Below are 15699 nucleotides of genomic sequence, written 5' to 3'. Positions count from 1 at the left end.
GCAAACGCCCGTCAGCCCAAAAGGCTGGCGAGGCGTGGATCGCCAGCGAAATCCGAGACCGCAAACCCCGTTCTGCGCATCGGGAATTCACACAGTGCCTGCACGCCCGTCTTCGACAGGCGGATGCGCCAGCTCATGCGTTCCACCGGCGCTTTTTCGGCAAAGGCCTTTGGCGACAGGATCGCGATATTGAGGCCGCCAGCGGGATCGCGCACCGAGCGGTAAAGGATCGCCTCGATCTTGGCCACACGTGCCTGCTCGGCCAGCGCCTGGCATGGCTCGTAATTTTGCAGATCGGTCCACTGCGCTTCGTCGCGGTTCAGTTCCGGTTTCGTCAAATCCAGCGCCGCATCGGTAGCGATACGGGCGGCGAAGGCGGAATAATCGGCGGGATTGGCGGGCAGCGGCGTGCCGGGGGATTCCGCATAAAACAGCAGCCGGTAGAAGGCCATTTCGGCAAGCGCCGTTTCCACCTTCACGGCGGCGTAATAAACGCCTTCGGTAAAGCCCGCCCGGCGGAACCGCGAGCCGTGCGGATAGGCGGCGCCATAACGGAAGGGCGTCGCAAGAAGATAGTCGAAACCGGCACATTCCGGCGGAAACGGCCGTTTACTCGCCTCCAGAATATCTTCCAGCAGCGATTGCTCCTCCACCGTATCCACCAGTTTCATGGTGGATACCTGATGCTGCGCTTCCACCAGCCGCCAGTATTTTCCCGATGCGGCGCGTTTTTCAGACAGGAGCGCGTCGGGCATCCAGATAGGAGAGGACATCGATCAATCCGGTAATGGTGGTGAGCCTCTCGGCAGGCACGGCATCAAGCGCCGTATTGTGATTGCGCAGCCAGTTTTTAGCCACCGCCTCATCGCCGCCGGTAATCGCATCCAGCGAGCGGAAAACCCGGATCAGCAGCACCGCAAGCTCGAAGGACTTGGCGCCCGGCTCCAGCAGGAAATCCAGCCGTTTCATGCGCGACACCGTCGGCGCGGAAACACCGAGAATATCCGCGGTGCGGGCAGCATTCAGGCCCAGCCGCTCGGCAGCCGTCATAACGGCCTTGGTGACGACCCTGCCCTGCGAAGCAGGTTCCATGGCGGTCTTGGCGTGAATATTCATGGCGCACATCCTTTCCTTGGAAAGAATATAGCATATTTATTTCCACAAACAAGAAGGCCGGGATAAACCCGGCCTCATTGCTCACATGGAATTGCTCACGCGGATTGGATCAGGCCACCGAGACCGGCACTTCCGTGGAGGTGCGCATGGCGTGGCTGTAAGGGCAAACGATGTGAGCGGCAGCAACCAGCTTTTCGGCGACTTCGCGCTCGACGCCCGGAATATTTGCCTTCAGCGACACTTCGATGCCGAAACCGCCGCCATCTTCGCGCGGGCCGATACCGACGGTTGCCGTCACAGTGGTGTCTTCAGGAATCTTTACCTTTTCCTTGCCGGCGACAAATTTCAGCGCGCCCAGGAAGCAGGCGGAATAACCGGCTGCGAAAAGCTGTTCTGGATTGGTGCCACGGGCGCCATCGCCGCCCAGTTCCTTCGGAACGGTCAGCGTAACGTCGAGAACGCCGTCTTCCGACTTGGCGTTGCCGGCGCGGCCACCGGTGGCGGATGCTTTGGTCGTGTAGAGAATGGGCATGACATTTACTCCTTCGGGTTGGTGTTGAGTTCTTATATCGAACAATTGAATTGTGCGCAATATAATTTTGCACGTTGAATACGAAATCGTTTTTTGCGATAATTTTCACGAAATTTCGCCGCGCATCCATGCGGCAGGAACCGAAAGCGGGGGCTGATTGTTCCCTCCCCGGTTGATTTTGGAGCACGAAAATGGACGCAGAGGGCGACGAGAAGAAGATGGAAAGCCTGTTGAGGCTGGACCAGCAGATATGTTTTGCCCTTTATGGCGCGGCACACGCCTTCACACGCGCCTATAAGCCGCTGCTCGATCCTATCGGGCTGACCTATCCGCAATATCTGGTCATGATGGCGCTGTGGGAAAAGGAGACATCCACCGTCAAGGCGCTTGGCGAAATGCTGGGCCTTGATTCCGGCACGCTGTCGCCATTGCTGAAAAGGCTGGAACATGCCGGGCTGATCACCCGCAAGCGCGGCACCGTGGATGAGCGGCAGGTGCTGGTGGCCCTGACGCACAAGGGCGCGAACCTCAAAAAAGAGGGCGTGAAGATCATGGCGGCGATCGGCAGCGCCACCGGCTGCGGGCTGGAGGAACTGGTGCAGATTCGCGACCGGGTGAATGCGCTGAAGGACAGCCTCACCCGGCCCTAACCCAAAAAAGAAAAAGGCGGCACAGGGCCGCCTTTTTATTCGAAGCGTTTTCGGCTTATTGCCACACCACCACACGCGCCTTCTGCGGTACGCGGTCGTAGAGGTCAATGACGTCCTGGTTCATCAGGCGCACGCAACCGGAGGAGACGGCCTTGCCGATGGAGTTCCATTCCGGCGAGCCGTGCAGACGGTAAAGCGTGTCCTTGCCGTTCTGGAAGATGTAGAGCGCGCGGGCACCGAGCGGGTTCTTCAGGCCCGGTGGCATGCCGCCATTCTTGGAAGAATATTTGACCAGTTCCGGCTGGCGGGCGACCATCTCATCCGGCGGGGTCCATTTCGGCCATTTCTGACGCCACTGGATGACGCCCTCGCCCGACCAGGCGAAACCATCGCGGCCGATGCCAACGCCGTAACGCATGGCGCTGCCGCCCTGCTCCACGACATAAAGGAAGCGCGAGCGTGTATCGACGACAACGGTACCGGGGCGCTCGCCGGTCGGATCGACAACCCGCTGGCGGTAATAACGCCGGTCGATTTTCTGATAGGGTACGGCGGGAATGACGTAACCGCCATCTTCAACCGAGCCGTACATGACGGCCAGTTCCGCATCGCTGACGCCCGGCGAAAACATCTGCCGGAAATCGCTGCCGATGGCGCTCGCCTGCTGGCGGATGGCGTCTCCCGTGCCCGATGAGGCGCAGCCTGCGAGAAGCGAAGCGGAGGAAAGGCCGAGAAGGGAAAGGAAGGTGCGTCTGGAAAGATCTGTGTCGGTGCTTGTCATAAGGCCGGTTTGTCCCACATTTCGAACGGCTATATCGCCGTTGTACGTCATTTGTTCCGTGTCATGCGTATTGCGAAAATAGTTAACCGACCGCTAAAAGCCAGTCACAAGGTGCTGGCGGAATGGGTCCCATATCTCTTTCTTTTAGAACGTGTTCAGATAACCACAATCTGCGCCCCTTGGGGCACGCGCTCGTAAAGATCGATCACATCCTGATTGAGCATGCGCACGCAGCCGGAGGACGTTGCCTTGCCGACGGACTGCCAGTCCGGCGTGCCATGCACGCGGTAAAGCGTGTCCTTGCCGTCCTTGAAAATATAAAGCGCGCGCGCACCGAGCGGGTTGTTGAGACCGGGCGTCATGCCGCCATTGGCGGCGGAGATGGAGGCGAGTTCCGGCTGGCGCTTGACCATTTCATCGGGCGGCGTCCAGCGCGGCCATTTCGCCTTCCACTGGATCTTGCCGCGGCCCGACCAGGCATAACCGTCACGCCCCAGCCCAACACCGTAACGGATCGCCTTGCCGCCGGACTGCACGAGGTAAAGGAAATGCTGCCTGGTATCGACGACTATGGTGCCCGGCGCTTCCGCCGTCTGGTAACTGACTTCCTGCCGGAGATAACGCGAATCGATGCGACCATAGGGAATGGCGGGCAGCGAGCGGTCTTCGTCGCGGATAGGGCCATACATGACCCGATGCAGCGGATTGGAGACAGGCAGGCCATAGGCCATCGTCTGGCCCTGCGGCTGCTGCGCGTTAAAACCCTGCACCTGCGGCGCATTGAGCCCCTGCCCGCGCACCGGCGGGCCGTATTCCTGATGGAAGCGGGTTCTGAACAGATCCGGCGGGCGCGTCGAAAGCTGGCCCGGCTGCGGCGGCAGTTCCGGCTGGCGATTGGAACTGACGGAATTGAAGTTGAACACCGGCGCCGTTTCCCTGACGAAGACGTCAGGGTCCATCCGGGTCGTATCCGTCACGAAAAGGCAGCCGCTCATCAGAGGCAGCAGCGCAAGCCCGACCAGAGAGGCCGCCCGGCGACCATTTTTCAAAAGGAGTGCTATCATCTGAACCGCTTCATGGAATCCAATCTACCGTCATGATGAACCGTGCGGCTGGCGCGAAGCTGGCGTCGGCTTTTCAAAAAAAATCGAAAAACTGCATTTTTCCTCTTGAAGCTCTAGTTGCTAGAGGTGCCAGATTGACTGTCGACTGGAATTCAGGAGCGAAACCATGAATATTTCGACACGCGGCAGTTTGAACGGGGAATCGGAGGAACTGACCTTCACGGTCGGCGGCATGGATTGCGGCAGCTGCGCGGCGAAGATTGAAACCGCACTTTCCCGCCTGCCCGGCGTTGGCGACGTCAAGGTGTCGGTTGCCCGCGAAAGGCTGAACCTCTCGGTGGCCGAACAGAAAACCTCGGTCGAAAAAATCGAGGATACGCTGCGCAAGCTTGGCTTCAAACCCGCTTTGCTGCCGCGCGAAAAGGCTCCCCAGGCAAAGGTCGAGGCCGATCATCACGACCATTCCTCCTGCGGCGGTCACCACCATGACGAGGCCGAAACGGCCGCTGAAAAGAACAATGCGCTGACTTTTTCGGTCGGCGGCATGGATTGCGGCAGCTGCGCCGCGAAGATTGAAACCGCGCTTTCCCGCCTGCCCGGCGTTGGCGACGTCAAGGTCTCGGTTGCCCGCGAACGGCTGAACCTTTCGCTGGCCGAGAACAAAACCCCGGTCGAAAAAATCGAGGACACGCTGCGCAAGCTCGGATTTGAACCGGCCCTGCTGCCGCAGGAAAAGACCGCGCGTGAAAAAGTGGCGGATCACGACCATGACCACGGGTCGTGCGGCGGGCATCACCACGACCACGACCATTCAGATCATGAACATTCAGATCATGACCATTCAGATCATGACCATTCCGGGCACGATCACGCGTCCTGCAGCGGGCATGATCATGACCACTCCAAACATGACCATTCTGGTCACGATCATTCCGGCCACGACCATGCAGGCCATTCGCATGGTTCCGCTCCGGCGGCTTCAGCGCAGGGCGCGGAAGTGGGCCATGCCCATGGCGCGGATGAAAAAGGTGTCTGGTGGCGCACAGCAAAGGCGCGCAACACCTTCACCGGCACCATTCTGGTCGCCATTGCCTATGCTGCGGAACTGACCTTCCCCGCATGGGGCGGTTATGCCTTCATCATCGCCACGCTGGTCACGCTTTTCCCGATCGCGAAGAACGCCTTCAATGCCGCCCGTTTCGGCGCGGTCTTCACCATCGAGATGCTGATGACCATTGCCGCCATTGGCGCGATCATCATCGGCGAGGCGGAAGAGGCGGCTATTGTCGTGCTGCTCTTCTCCGTCGGTGAATTGCTGGAAGGCTTTGCCGCCGCCCGCGCACGTTCCGGCATCAAGGCGCTCGGTTCGCTCTTGCCGAAGACGGCGCTGGTGGAAGAAAACGGTGCGCTTCAGCAGGTTGCCGCCGATCAGGTGCGCATCGGTCAGGTGGTCGTGGCGCGTCCTGGCGACCGTATCGCCGCCGATGGCGTTGTCATGGAAGGCCAGTCCAGCGTCGACGAATCGCCGATGACCGGAGAGAGCATTCCCGTCGCCAAGGAAAAGGGCGCACGCGTCTTTGCCGGCTCGATCAACCATGACGGCTCGCTGCGCATCCGCGTCGACCGCGCGCCGGAAGACAATACCATTGCCCGCATCATCACGCTTGTCGAAGAAGCGCAGGATGCGCGTGCCCCGACCGAGCGCTTCATCCAGAGCTTCTCGCGTTATTACATGCCGCTGATCGTGGCGATCTCCGTGCTCACCATCATCGTGCCGCCGCTCGCCGGCCTCGGCGACTGGGATACGTGGATCTATCGCGGTCTCGCCCTGCTGCTGATCGGTTGCCCCTGCGCGCTGGTCATTTCGGTTCCCGCAGCGATAGCCTCCAGCCTTTCGGCTGCGGCACGTCACGGCATGCTGGTGAAGGGCGGCGCGGTCATCGAAATGCTGGCGCGCGCCGAAACCGTCGCCTTCGACAAGACCGGCACGCTGACGCTCGGCGAACCCGTCGTGACCGACGTGGTGGCGCTCGACGGCAACGAGGCCAGCCTGATTGCGCAAGCCGCAACCATCGAGCATGAATCGAGCCATCCGCTCGCCCGCGCCATCGTCAATCACGCCGAAAAGCTGGGCGTGAAGCCCCTGCCCGGTTCCAACATCAAGGCGATTTCCGGTCGCGGCATGCAGGGCAATGTCGGTGGAAAAGACCTGTTCATCGGCGCACCGCGCTTTGCAACGGAGGTCGGCACCCTTTCGAAGGATCTCGCCGATCGCATCTCCGCACTGGAAAGCGAAGGCAAGACGGTGGCCGTCGTGATAGTCGGCGGGGCGGCAAGCGGCCTCTTCGCCATGCGCGACGAACCGCGCAAGGATGCTGCCGAAGGCGTGAAAGCGCTGAAGGAGATGGGCATTTCCTCGCTGATGCTGTCGGGTGACAATGCCCGCACGGCAAAGGCCATCGGCAACAAGCTGGGCCTTGAGGCACGCGGCGAACTCCTGCCGCAGAACAAGGTCGAGGAAATCCGCAAGCTTGCCGAAAAGAAGACCGTGGTGATGGTGGGTGACGGCATCAACGATGCGCCTGCCCTTGCGGCGGCCAGCGTCGGTGTCGCCATCGGCTCGGGCACCGATGTGGCAATGGAAGCGGCGGATGCGGCGCTGATGCGCAACAATGTCGGCGATGCCGCCCGCCTCATCGGCCTGTCACGCGCCACCATGAGCAATATCCGTCAGAACGTGACGATCGCGCTCGGCCTGAAGGCGGTATTTCTGGTCACGACCGTCACCGGCCTTTCCGGCCTGTGGCTCGCCGTTTTCGCCGATACAGGTGCTACGGTTCTGGTCACCGCCAACGCCATGCGGCTGCTTGGATATTTCAACCGCAACAAAGCCTGATCGCAGCCCTCTCCCAAACCGGCCGAGCCTCGTTAATCCGGGCTCGGCCGGTCTCATTTTCAGCGTATTGACAAACTAATTGCGTCCAATAAATACCGCGTACCGCCGTTTCCCACGCGCGTGACAAACGATTCCACGCGCAGGAGCGCTGAACTTGGCTAAGACTGGCTATAACCGCATTGCGTACCGCGCGATCAAGATCGGCGGCAACATCGTCAAGGTTATTTTCTCCATCGATCTCTTCATCCGCCCCGGCAGAAGAAAGACGCTTCCGGAGTATCAGCCTGCCAGACGCAGCCCGAAATCGGAAAAAGCCATTCCGCGCATCATCTGGCAGACGAATTACTCCAACCGGGTAACGACGCCGATCTATGCGAATTTCCTGTTCAACCGCTGGCTGACACCGGAATTCGAATATCGCTACCATGATGACGAGGCGTGCCAGGCCTATATCGACCAGCATTTTCCCGGACGTTATGCCGATGCCTTCCGGCGATTGCAGGTTGGCGCCGCCAAGGCGGATTTCTGGCGTATTCTGGTTCTTCTGCAGGAAGGCGGCATCTATCTGGATATCGATTCCAATTTTGCGGCGCGCCCGGAAGATGTGATCGGCACGGATGAAGAAGCCGTTTTCATTGCCATGAAAAGCGGCGAAATCACAAATTACTTCATGGCATCAAAACCCGGCCACCCGGCGCTCAGGCTGATAGCCGATCGTATTGCCCAGAATATTGAAGAGGGAACGCTCGTCAGCGTCTATGACATGACCGGCCCGACGGTGGTGCATGCCGTCGTCAAGGAACTCGGGCTGCCGGTTCGCAATTACCGCGAAATGTGCACCCAGGGGCAATTTACCAACAAGCGCGCGCAATATGCCGACAAAAAAGACGGCGCATGGTGGGCCGAGCAGGCCAAGACGTCCATCGTCAAGAACTAGGACGCCATGCGCCTGCGAGCAGCGGCGCAATATCGCGTTTAGACGAAACCGTTGAAAAAGCGGATGCTTTCTTCCACCGCGCCCGGAACCACGCCATTATGGTTGCCGGGCAGCAGTTTTTTATCGACCTTGAAGCCGGATGTCAGGGCGCGATCCACGAAAAGCTGGTGGTCGCCGTCGAAGGGCCGCTCCTCCGTGCCACGCAAAAGCAGGGCCGGGCATTTGAGGCTGGGGCCGAAACAGACGGAAGAGCGCATGATGAATTCGCGTTCGTCGGTTTCGTCGAAACAGATCTCGTCGGTATAGCGGTTGAAATAACGCCATGAATTGACACCGGCGGATATGGGCGCGGCGGCGCGGAATTTACGGCTCATGGCGGCCAGAAGCGTCAGCGTGCCGCCATTGGAATGGCCGGCGATGAAGAACCGCTTTCTGTCGATGCCGGGAAGATTTTCCAGATAGGCCGCCGCCGCCAGCGCATCCGCCGTTTCGTCGTAGAAGCCGGAATAATTGCCATTCTGGCCGTTTTCGCCGCGAAAGGACGGAAGCAGCACAACGAAGCCCGCTTCCCAATAGGGCTTCATCAGCGCCCAGTGGCCGTCACCGGTGGCGTTGCCGCCGTGGAGGAAAAGCACAGCGGGTTTCAGCGTTTTTGACGGCTGATAATGGGAGAGCCAGGCGACCAGTTCGATGGAACCATCCGGCCCGCCGGGATAGGTGACACGCTCCGCCCCGGGCGGCGTGCCAAGCACCGAGGATTTTTCCGGCGCGGCCATCTTGCGCAGCAGATGCGTGTGGACCCGTCGGCGGGCCTCCGCACAATCCTGCCTTTCCAGCGGCAGAACTTCGGGTGTGGGAATGCCCGCTTTCACGGCGGGCGGCGGGAAACCCGCCGCTGACAGCCCCCCGGCGCCGGCCAGCACTCTGCGCCGCGTCATGCCCGGCGAGATCGGGCCGCTCTCTTCCTGTCCGAAGGGTGAGGAAAGAAAGCGTTTGTCTGCCATATGTTCACCTGACGAGGATGGTTGTAACAGCAGTTCAACACTGCGGCGGGAGGCTGTCCAATCACGGATTCGCGAATGACAACAATGTATTCGCAGCCATCATGGCAATTTCTGGACAAAACACCTCCCTCATTCCTGTGCTTGTCACAGGAACGAGTGAGGTGGCGCAGCCCCCTACCCCTCCACACCATCGATCATCGCCACCAGCGTCGAAAGCCTGTCTGCTTCCGCGGGCAGCTTGTCGGCGCGCAGCCGGGCAATGCGGGGGAAACGCATGGCGACGCCGGATTTGTGGCGGGGGGGGCGGTTGATCCCTTCGAAGGCCACTTCAAGCACGAAACCGAAATCCGGCGTGGCGCGCACCGCCCGCACCGGGCCGAAACGCTCGACGGTATTGTCGCGAACGAACTTGTCCAGCACCTCCAGCTCCGCATCGGTGAAGCCGAAATAGGCCTTGCCCACGGGCACGAGCTGTTCGCCATCCTCGCCTTCCGCCCAGACACCGAAGGTGAAATCGGAATAATAGCTCGACCTTTTGCCGTGGCCGCGCTGGGCATACATCATGACAGCGTCGATATTATAGGGATCTCGTTTCCACTTGAACCACGGCCCTTTGGCGCGGCCGGCCTGATAGGTGCTGTCGCGGCGCTTGATCATCACACCCTCGATGACAGGATCGGGCGGCGCGGCACGCAGTGTGTCGAGCTCCGTCCAGCTGGAAAAGCCGATCAGCGGCGACAGGTCGAAACGGTCATGCGGCGCATGTTCGATGATGTCAGACAGCCTGCCACGGCGCTCCAGATAGGTCTGCGCGCGGATATCGCTCTCGCCATCAAACAGCAGATCATAGGCGCGGATGAAGGCGGGATAGTCGTCCAGCATCTTTGCCGTCACCGTCTTGCGGTTCAGCCGCTGCTGCAGGTCGGAAAAGGTGCGGGTGAGATTGCTGGACCGCGCTGTCCCGCCGATCAGCAACTCGCCATCCATCACGCCTTCGAAATCGATCGCCTCGAGAACATCGGGAAAGGCGCCGGAAATATCGTCGCCGGAACGGGAATAGAGTTTTCGTGTCCCACCGGCGCGGGACAGCTGCACGCGAATGCCGTCCCATTTCCATTCCGCGGCATAGTCGGCCGGGTCCAGCCCATCGAGATCACCATCGGCCACCGGCGTCGCCAGCATCACCGAGTGGAAGATGGCTGGTGTCGCCAGCACCGGCCGGTCCGACTTGCCCTCAAGCCATGCGAAAAGCGACGTATAGGGCGGCGTCAGACCGTGCCAGAGGGTCTCGATCTCGGTGATGTCCTTATCCGCAAAATCCGCCAGCGCCTGACGCGCCAGCCGCGCCGAAACGCCGATGCGCAGGCTGCCGGTTGCAAGTTTGAGGAAAGCGAAACGCGAGGACGTATCGAGCCGGTCGAGCAGATCGCGCACCGCGCCGCGCACCTCCGTGCGGCCGAGTGAATTCATCAGTGTGACGACTTCGCCGAGACGCGGGTCCTGAGCCTCGGCGTCATCAGCGCCGCCGATATTGCCCCAGACCAGCGATATGGTCTCGGCAAGATCGCCCACATAATCATAGGAATAGCGGAACAGCACTTCATCCATCCGCTCCAGCACCAGCTCACGCAGCAGGGCCGGTTTGACGCTTTTGAGGTCGAGCGTGCCGGCAATGGCCGCCAGGCCGTAACCCCGGTCGGGATCGGGCGTATCGCGGAAATAATCGGTCAACAGCTTCAGCTTGCCGTTGCGTGAGGGGGTGAGAACGAGGCGGTCAAGGAGCGTGGCGAAAGCTTTCATTTCAATCCCCCTCATCCTCGTAACCGACAAGATGCAGCGGCTTGGCGGCAATGCCCTGCAATTCGCACCAGCGCACCAGCGCCTCCTCACGGCCATGGGTGACCCAGACGGCTTGCGGCGAAATTTCCTTGATCGTCTCTAGAAGTTCCGGCCAGTCGCAATGGTCTGATATGACCAGCGGCAGCTCCACGCCGCCCTGCTTTGCCCTCTGCCGCACCATCATCCAGCCGGACGCAAAGGCAATCAGCGGCTCGTTGAAACGGCGCGCCCAGCGCTCCTGAAACGCCGAGGGCGGACCGACGACAATCGCGCCCTTGAAGGCGCAAGGATCGCTTTTTTCGAGCGTCGCGGGGCGCAGATCGCCGAGATCGATACCCTCAGAGACATAATAATCGCAAAGTCTGGCCAGCGCGCCGTGAATATAGATGGGATCGGAATAACCGTTGTCGCGGAGCAGCCGAATGACGCGCTGCGCCTTGCCCAGCGAATAAGCCCCGACCAGATGGGTGCGTTCGGGAAACTGTTTGATGGAGGTGAGCAGCTTGCCGATTTCCACCCGCGGCAGCGGATGATGGAACACCGGCAGGCCGAAGGTGGCCTCTGTGATGAAGACATCGCATGGCACCGTCTCGAAGGGCGCGCAGGTAGGGTCGACGCCGCGCTTGTAATCGCCCGAGGCGACGATGCGCAGGCCGTTCATTTCCACGGAGATCTGTGCGGAGCCGAGAACATGGCCCGCCGGATGGAAACCCACCGTCACGCCATTGACATCCACCGTTTCACCGAAAGCGACCGCCTGCTCTTTGCCGCAGAAGTCCTCGCCGTAGCGGATGCGCATGATATCGAGCGTCTGGCGCGTGGCCAGCACCGCGCCATGGCCGGCGCGGGCGTGATCGGAATGGCCATGGGTGATGAGCGCCCGCGCCACCGGGCGGACGGGATCGACATAAAAATCGCCCGCCGGGCAATAAAGACCCTTGGGCGTGGAGTTCAACAGCTGTTCCGGCTTCATATTCATTGAGATAGGGCCGCCCGCGCGAATGTAAAGTGCTGCGAGAATAACGCGGAACGGGCGTTAAATTTCCAGTGGCGGTGTTTTTGTTTAGCAAGCATCTCCCGTCATTCCGGCCTTGAGCCGGAATCTAGCAGCCGCGCGTCTGCGCGGCGGGAAGAGCTCTCAGCCCAAGGACTTGGGCTGACTGGATACCGGCACAAGGCCGGTATGACGGAGGAGAGGTTTCAGCACAAAACCAGCGTTCACAACTGCCTACCTGCCTACTCCGCCGCCTCTTCCGCCGGCTTTGCCTGCACCGCTGCTGGCAACCGCACCGGCTTCAGCATCAGCGCCGCCGCAAGGCCGATGGCGGCGGTCGCGGCCGCTGCGAAAAAGAGTGGAGTGAAGGCATCCGAATAAAGCGAGGCGACTGCGGCCTGTGAGGCGGCGGGAAGTTCGGAGAGGATTTTCGGCGTCAGCTCCTCGATCTTGCCGACACCGGGAATATCGACGGCCACGCCCCTGAGGCTCGATGATACGATGGCGCCATAGACCGAGATGGCGATGGCCGCGCCGCCCATGCGGGTCAGCGTCACCGCGCCGCTCGCCGCACCTATATCCGCCTTGGGCGCGGAATTCTGCACGCCGATGATCGGCGCCTGCTGGCCGAGGCCAACGGCGAAACCCTGCACCAGCATCAACGCGGCGATCAGGGGAAGCGGCGTTCCTGCATGCATCTGCGTGAAGAGCAGCATGGCGATGAGGTTGATGGTGAGACCCGCCACCGAGAAGGGCTTGTAGACGCCGGTGATCGAAATCAGCCGCCCGGCTGAAAGCGAACCCATGACGATGCCGCCGGTGACGGCGATGAAGAACAGGCCGGCATGGGAAGGCGAAAGGCCGGTCGTGGTCTGCAGGAACAGGGCGTAATAATTGACCATGCCGATACCGATGCCGCCGCTGGTCAGCGAAACGATCATCAAGAGCGGAAAGGTGCTGTCCTTGAAGAGCCTGAGCGGCACGACGGGTTCCGGCGCGCGGCGTTCCACCTGCACCCAGAGGAAAGCGGCGATGACGGCGAAAGCGATGATGCCGAGACTGGGGCCTGCGATCAGCGAGCCGAACAATTCGCTGCTGTCTGCCCAGAAGACCACGCTGGCAATGGTGGCCGCCAAGAGGACCGCGCCGAGATAATCGATCTTCGGCTGGCGGGCCGGACGGCGATAGGGCAGCATCAGCGCCAGACCTGCAATGACGATAATGCCGAGCGGCAGGTTGATGAGGAAGATCGACCGCCAGCCGAACAGGTCGCTCATCGTGCCGCCGAGGATCGGGCCGACACTGCCAGACGCCATGATGGTGAGGCTGGAATAGCTCTGGTAACGGGCGCGCTCGCGCGGTTCGAACAGATCCGCATTGACGGAAAAGATCGATACCATGATGCCGCCGCCGCCAAGCCCCTGCAGCACGCGGGCCGCAATCAGCGAATCCATCGACCAGGCCAGCCCGCAGGCCAGCGAGCCGAGCGTGAAGATGACAACCGCTGCGATCATCACATATTTGCGGCCGAACAGATCACCGAGCTTGCCATAAACCGGCATGACCGCGCTGGTCGCCAGAAGATAGGCCGAGCCGATCCAGCCGAAACGCTCCAGCGCGCCGAATTCACCGACGATGGTGGGCAGTGCTGTGGATACGATCTGGTTGTCGAGGGTCGCCATGAACATGGCCAGCATCAGAAACAGAAAGACGATGAGCCTGCGCCGATGATCCGACACAAGCGACGCCACGGGGGCGGTGGACATATCCATGAAAAATCTCGTTGGCTTACGGCGGTTTTACTGCGGCAATTTGTGTGCTATCAGCATATATATGTCAATGGCAAGTTTTTGACATCTATGCTAATGCCGCTAAATGTGATCGGGAAATTGCATCGAAAGGGACGATGAAGCGTGGCGACTGAGGAAAACTGGAACGAGGATCTGCCTGAGGACATCAAGCGGATCGGCAATACGATGACGCGCATGCGCATCATGATCGGCCGCCGCATCATCGGCCGCATGGCGCTTGCCAAGCTCGCTCCGGGTCTGGAACTTTCCCATATCGACGTGCTCGACATTCTGCGCCGGGCGGAAGGCGACGTTACCGTGGGTGCGATTGCCGAGGGCATGCGCATCGATCCCTCGCGGGGCAGCCGTGTGGTGGCGGATATGGTCGGGCGCGGCCTGCTGAAACGCGGCGTTTCCCAGGAAGACGGCCGCCGCAGCATTGTCGAGATCACGCCGCTCGGCACCAGTCTTTTGCAGGAAATGCGCCGGACCAAGATGAGCGTCATCGAGGATGTAATGGATGGCTGGCCGGCGGAGGATGTGGAGACTTTCGCCCGCCTGTTCGAGCGGTTCATCGACCGCTTCGAATGCCGGCTGTCGCCGGACACGGACCTCCTGACGGATCAGAAAAAATCATAGTTGACCCTGCGATCCGCAGCTTCACTTTAAAAGGGCTAGACCGTAACGTGCCGCCATCTGACAGGTTGAAGGGGTAATTTCGATGTTGACGATTTACGGTGTCTACCGTTCCCGCGCCACGCGCACGTTGTGGCTGGCAGGGGAACTCGGCATAGAATTCAAACATGTGCCGGTCATACAGGCCCGCCGTCTTGCCGATCCGCTGGCTGCGGATGCGCCGCTCAACACGCTGTCCCCGGATTTTCTGGCCGTCAACCCGATGGGCACCATTCCCTGCATCGAGGATGACGGCATGGTGCTTTACGAATCCATGGCCATCAACCTCTATCTCGCCCGCAAATATGGCGGACCGCTTGCGCCGGTCGATTTGAAGGAAGATGCGGCGATGCTGCAATGGTCCTTCTTTGCCGCGACCGAAATCGAAACCAATTCGCTAAAGATTTCCTCTGCGATCGCCGAGGGCCTGTCGGAAAGCGATAGCGGCAAGGCGGTGATCGATGTCGCCGCCCGCCTGCTGAAGCGCCCCTTCCGGGTGCTGGAGCAGCACCTTTCCAGCCACGAATACCTGGTGGGCGACCGTTTCACCGTGGCCGATCTCAACGCCGCGGAAATCGTTCGTTACGCACAGGGCCACAAGCCGCTGTTCGATGCCCATCCGGCGCTGAAAGCCTGGCTGGACCGCTGCCAGACCCGCACGGCGTTCAAGACGATGTGGGATACCCGCGCGGCCGAGGCGGCCTGAGCGGGAGAACACTCCGCCAGCGTGTCTCTCTGCCCTCATTCCTGTGCTTGTCACAGAAATGAGGGAGCAACCACAAGACCGAGCTGGGGCCTCTCAGCCCCTCTCCCCCGCAAGCGCCCGCTGCACCGCCGGGCGGTCGCTCATGCGGCGGAAGTGGTCATGCACCTTCGGGAAACGGGCAATATCCACGCCATCGCTTTCCAGCCAGCCGGACATGACGAAAAGATAGGGATCGGCAACCGAATAGGCCGTACCAAGAACCCATGGGCCGTGCAGCATGCCGTGCTCGATCAGTTCGAAGCACTCGCCCATGGTCTGCGGCACTTTCGCCTTCATATCGGCCAGCGAGCTATCCTCATTCGCCCAGCGGCTGCCGCGCCGGCCATGCGCATGGGCGACATGCACGGTCGAAGAAATGAAGGCGTTGAAGGACTGCATCAACGCGAATTCGAAGGGATCATCGAGCGGCGCGAGCTTCTTTTCAGGCGCCATCTGGGCGATAAAGGCGAGAATGGCGGGCGTCTCCGTCAGCACGCCGCTTGCGGTGGCCAGCGCCGGCACGCGGCCCTTGGGATTGATCTTTAAAAATGCCTCGGAGCGTTGCTCGCCCTCCGCGAAATTGACGCGATGGGCCTTGTAAGGCAGGCCGGATTCCTCAAGCACGATATGGCTGGCGCGAGAACAGGAACCGGGGGAGAAGAACAGTGTGAACATG

The 15699-nt window shown here is 60.8% G+C and carries 15 protein-coding genes; 5 read left to right on the top strand and 10 right to left on the bottom strand.

The features are described from left to right. Nucleotides 1-11 precede the first annotated feature (11 nt). From ASB65_RS10270 to ASB65_RS10260, 3 genes are all read right to left on the bottom strand, one after another. Nucleotides 12-773, bottom strand: coding sequence for an RES family NAD+ phosphorylase (locus ASB65_RS10270; RefSeq protein ID WP_060723912.1), 762 nt, complete (start codon nucleotides 771-773; stop codon nucleotides 12-14). Further along, nucleotides 733-1116 (bottom strand): MbcA/ParS/Xre antitoxin family protein, encoded by a 384-nt coding sequence (locus ASB65_RS10265; protein WP_003509376.1) that lies wholly within the window; start codon nucleotides 1114-1116, stop codon nucleotides 733-735. The genes ASB65_RS10270 and ASB65_RS10265 overlap by 41 nt, the downstream gene beginning before the upstream one ends. 109 nt (nucleotides 1117-1225) lie before the next feature. Beyond that, complete coding sequence (locus ASB65_RS10260) at nucleotides 1226-1648, bottom strand: organic hydroperoxide resistance protein (protein ID WP_003509379.1); 423 nt, start codon at nucleotides 1646-1648, stop codon at nucleotides 1226-1228. A 191-nt stretch (nucleotides 1649-1839) separates the two neighbouring features. Here ASB65_RS10260 and ASB65_RS10255 point away from each other — a divergent pair, with 191 nt between their 5' ends. Further along, nucleotides 1840-2298 carry a MarR family winged helix-turn-helix transcriptional regulator gene (locus ASB65_RS10255; RefSeq protein ID WP_060723911.1) on the top strand — a complete coding sequence of 153 codons (459 nt, stop codon included), beginning with the start codon at nucleotides 1840-1842 and terminating at the stop codon, nucleotides 2296-2298. A 55-nt stretch (nucleotides 2299-2353) separates the two neighbouring features. Here ASB65_RS10255 and ASB65_RS10250 read toward each other — a convergent pair whose 3' ends face one another. Further along, on the bottom strand, nucleotides 2354-3079 hold the full coding sequence (locus tag ASB65_RS10250) for a L,D-transpeptidase (protein ID WP_003509381.1): 726 nt from the start codon (nucleotides 3077-3079) through the stop codon (nucleotides 2354-2356). 155 nt (nucleotides 3080-3234) lie between these two features. After that, nucleotides 3235-4143: a L,D-transpeptidase gene (locus tag ASB65_RS10245; protein WP_060723910.1), complete on the bottom strand. Its 909-nt coding sequence runs from the start codon at nucleotides 4141-4143 to the stop codon at nucleotides 3235-3237. Nucleotides 4144-4309: 166 nt separating this feature from the next. On the opposite strand from ASB65_RS10245, the gene ASB65_RS10240 reads away from it, so the two are divergent. Continuing rightward, a complete protein-coding gene (locus ASB65_RS10240) occupies nucleotides 4310-7039 on the top strand; it encodes a heavy metal translocating P-type ATPase (protein ID WP_060723909.1) in 2730 nt (909 codons plus the stop codon). 154 nt (nucleotides 7040-7193) lie between these two features. Continuing rightward, the gene (locus ASB65_RS10235; RefSeq protein ID WP_060723908.1) at nucleotides 7194-7976 is read left to right on the top strand and encodes a glycosyltransferase family 32 protein; all 783 of its coding nucleotides are present in this window, start codon (nucleotides 7194-7196) and stop codon (nucleotides 7974-7976) included. Between the two features lie 38 nt (nucleotides 7977-8014). On the opposite strand, the gene ASB65_RS10230 is transcribed toward ASB65_RS10235, so the two are convergent. From ASB65_RS10230 to ASB65_RS10215, 4 genes are all read right to left on the bottom strand, one after another. After that, on the bottom strand, nucleotides 8015-8980 hold the full coding sequence (locus ASB65_RS10230) for an alpha/beta hydrolase family protein (protein ID WP_060723907.1): 966 nt from the start codon (nucleotides 8978-8980) through the stop codon (nucleotides 8015-8017). 174 nt (nucleotides 8981-9154) lie between these two features. Next, the gene (locus ASB65_RS10225; RefSeq protein WP_060723906.1) at nucleotides 9155-10780 is read right to left on the bottom strand and encodes a cisplatin damage response ATP-dependent DNA ligase; all 1626 of its coding nucleotides are present in this window, start codon (nucleotides 10778-10780) and stop codon (nucleotides 9155-9157) included. Between the two features lies 1 nt (nucleotide 10781). After that, nucleotides 10782-11798 carry a ligase-associated DNA damage response exonuclease gene (locus ASB65_RS10220; protein WP_060723905.1) on the bottom strand — a complete coding sequence of 339 codons (1017 nt, stop codon included), beginning with the start codon at nucleotides 11796-11798 and terminating at the stop codon, nucleotides 10782-10784. Nucleotides 11799-12055: 257 nt separating this feature from the next. Continuing rightward, nucleotides 12056-13585: an MDR family MFS transporter gene (locus ASB65_RS10215; RefSeq protein ID WP_060723904.1), complete on the bottom strand. Its 1530-nt coding sequence runs from the start codon at nucleotides 13583-13585 to the stop codon at nucleotides 12056-12058. A 141-nt stretch (nucleotides 13586-13726) separates the two neighbouring features. On the opposite strand from ASB65_RS10215, the gene ASB65_RS10210 reads away from it, so the two are divergent. Together ASB65_RS10210 and ASB65_RS10205 are read left to right on the top strand one after the other, a co-directional pair. Further along, nucleotides 13727-14242: a MarR family winged helix-turn-helix transcriptional regulator gene (locus tag ASB65_RS10210; RefSeq protein WP_003508977.1), complete on the top strand. Its 516-nt coding sequence runs from the start codon at nucleotides 13727-13729 to the stop codon at nucleotides 14240-14242. Nucleotides 14243-14324: 82 nt separating this feature from the next. Beyond that, complete coding sequence (locus tag ASB65_RS10205; protein ID WP_003508979.1) at nucleotides 14325-14984, top strand: glutathione S-transferase family protein; 660 nt, start codon at nucleotides 14325-14327, stop codon at nucleotides 14982-14984. A gap of 93 nt (nucleotides 14985-15077) precedes the next feature. On the opposite strand, the gene ASB65_RS10200 is transcribed toward ASB65_RS10205, so the two are convergent. Further along, nucleotides 15078-15698 carry a glutathione S-transferase family protein gene (locus ASB65_RS10200; RefSeq protein ID WP_060723903.1) on the bottom strand — a complete coding sequence of 207 codons (621 nt, stop codon included), beginning with the start codon at nucleotides 15696-15698 and terminating at the stop codon, nucleotides 15078-15080. Nucleotide 15699: the final 1 nt, after the last annotated feature.

The sequence above is a fragment of the Agrobacterium tumefaciens str. B6 genome, assembly GCF_001541315.1.
In the GTDB taxonomy this organism is placed as follows: domain Bacteria; phylum Pseudomonadota; class Alphaproteobacteria; order Rhizobiales; family Rhizobiaceae; genus Agrobacterium; species Agrobacterium radiobacter.
This window is presented reverse-complemented; position numbering and strand designations above follow the sequence as displayed.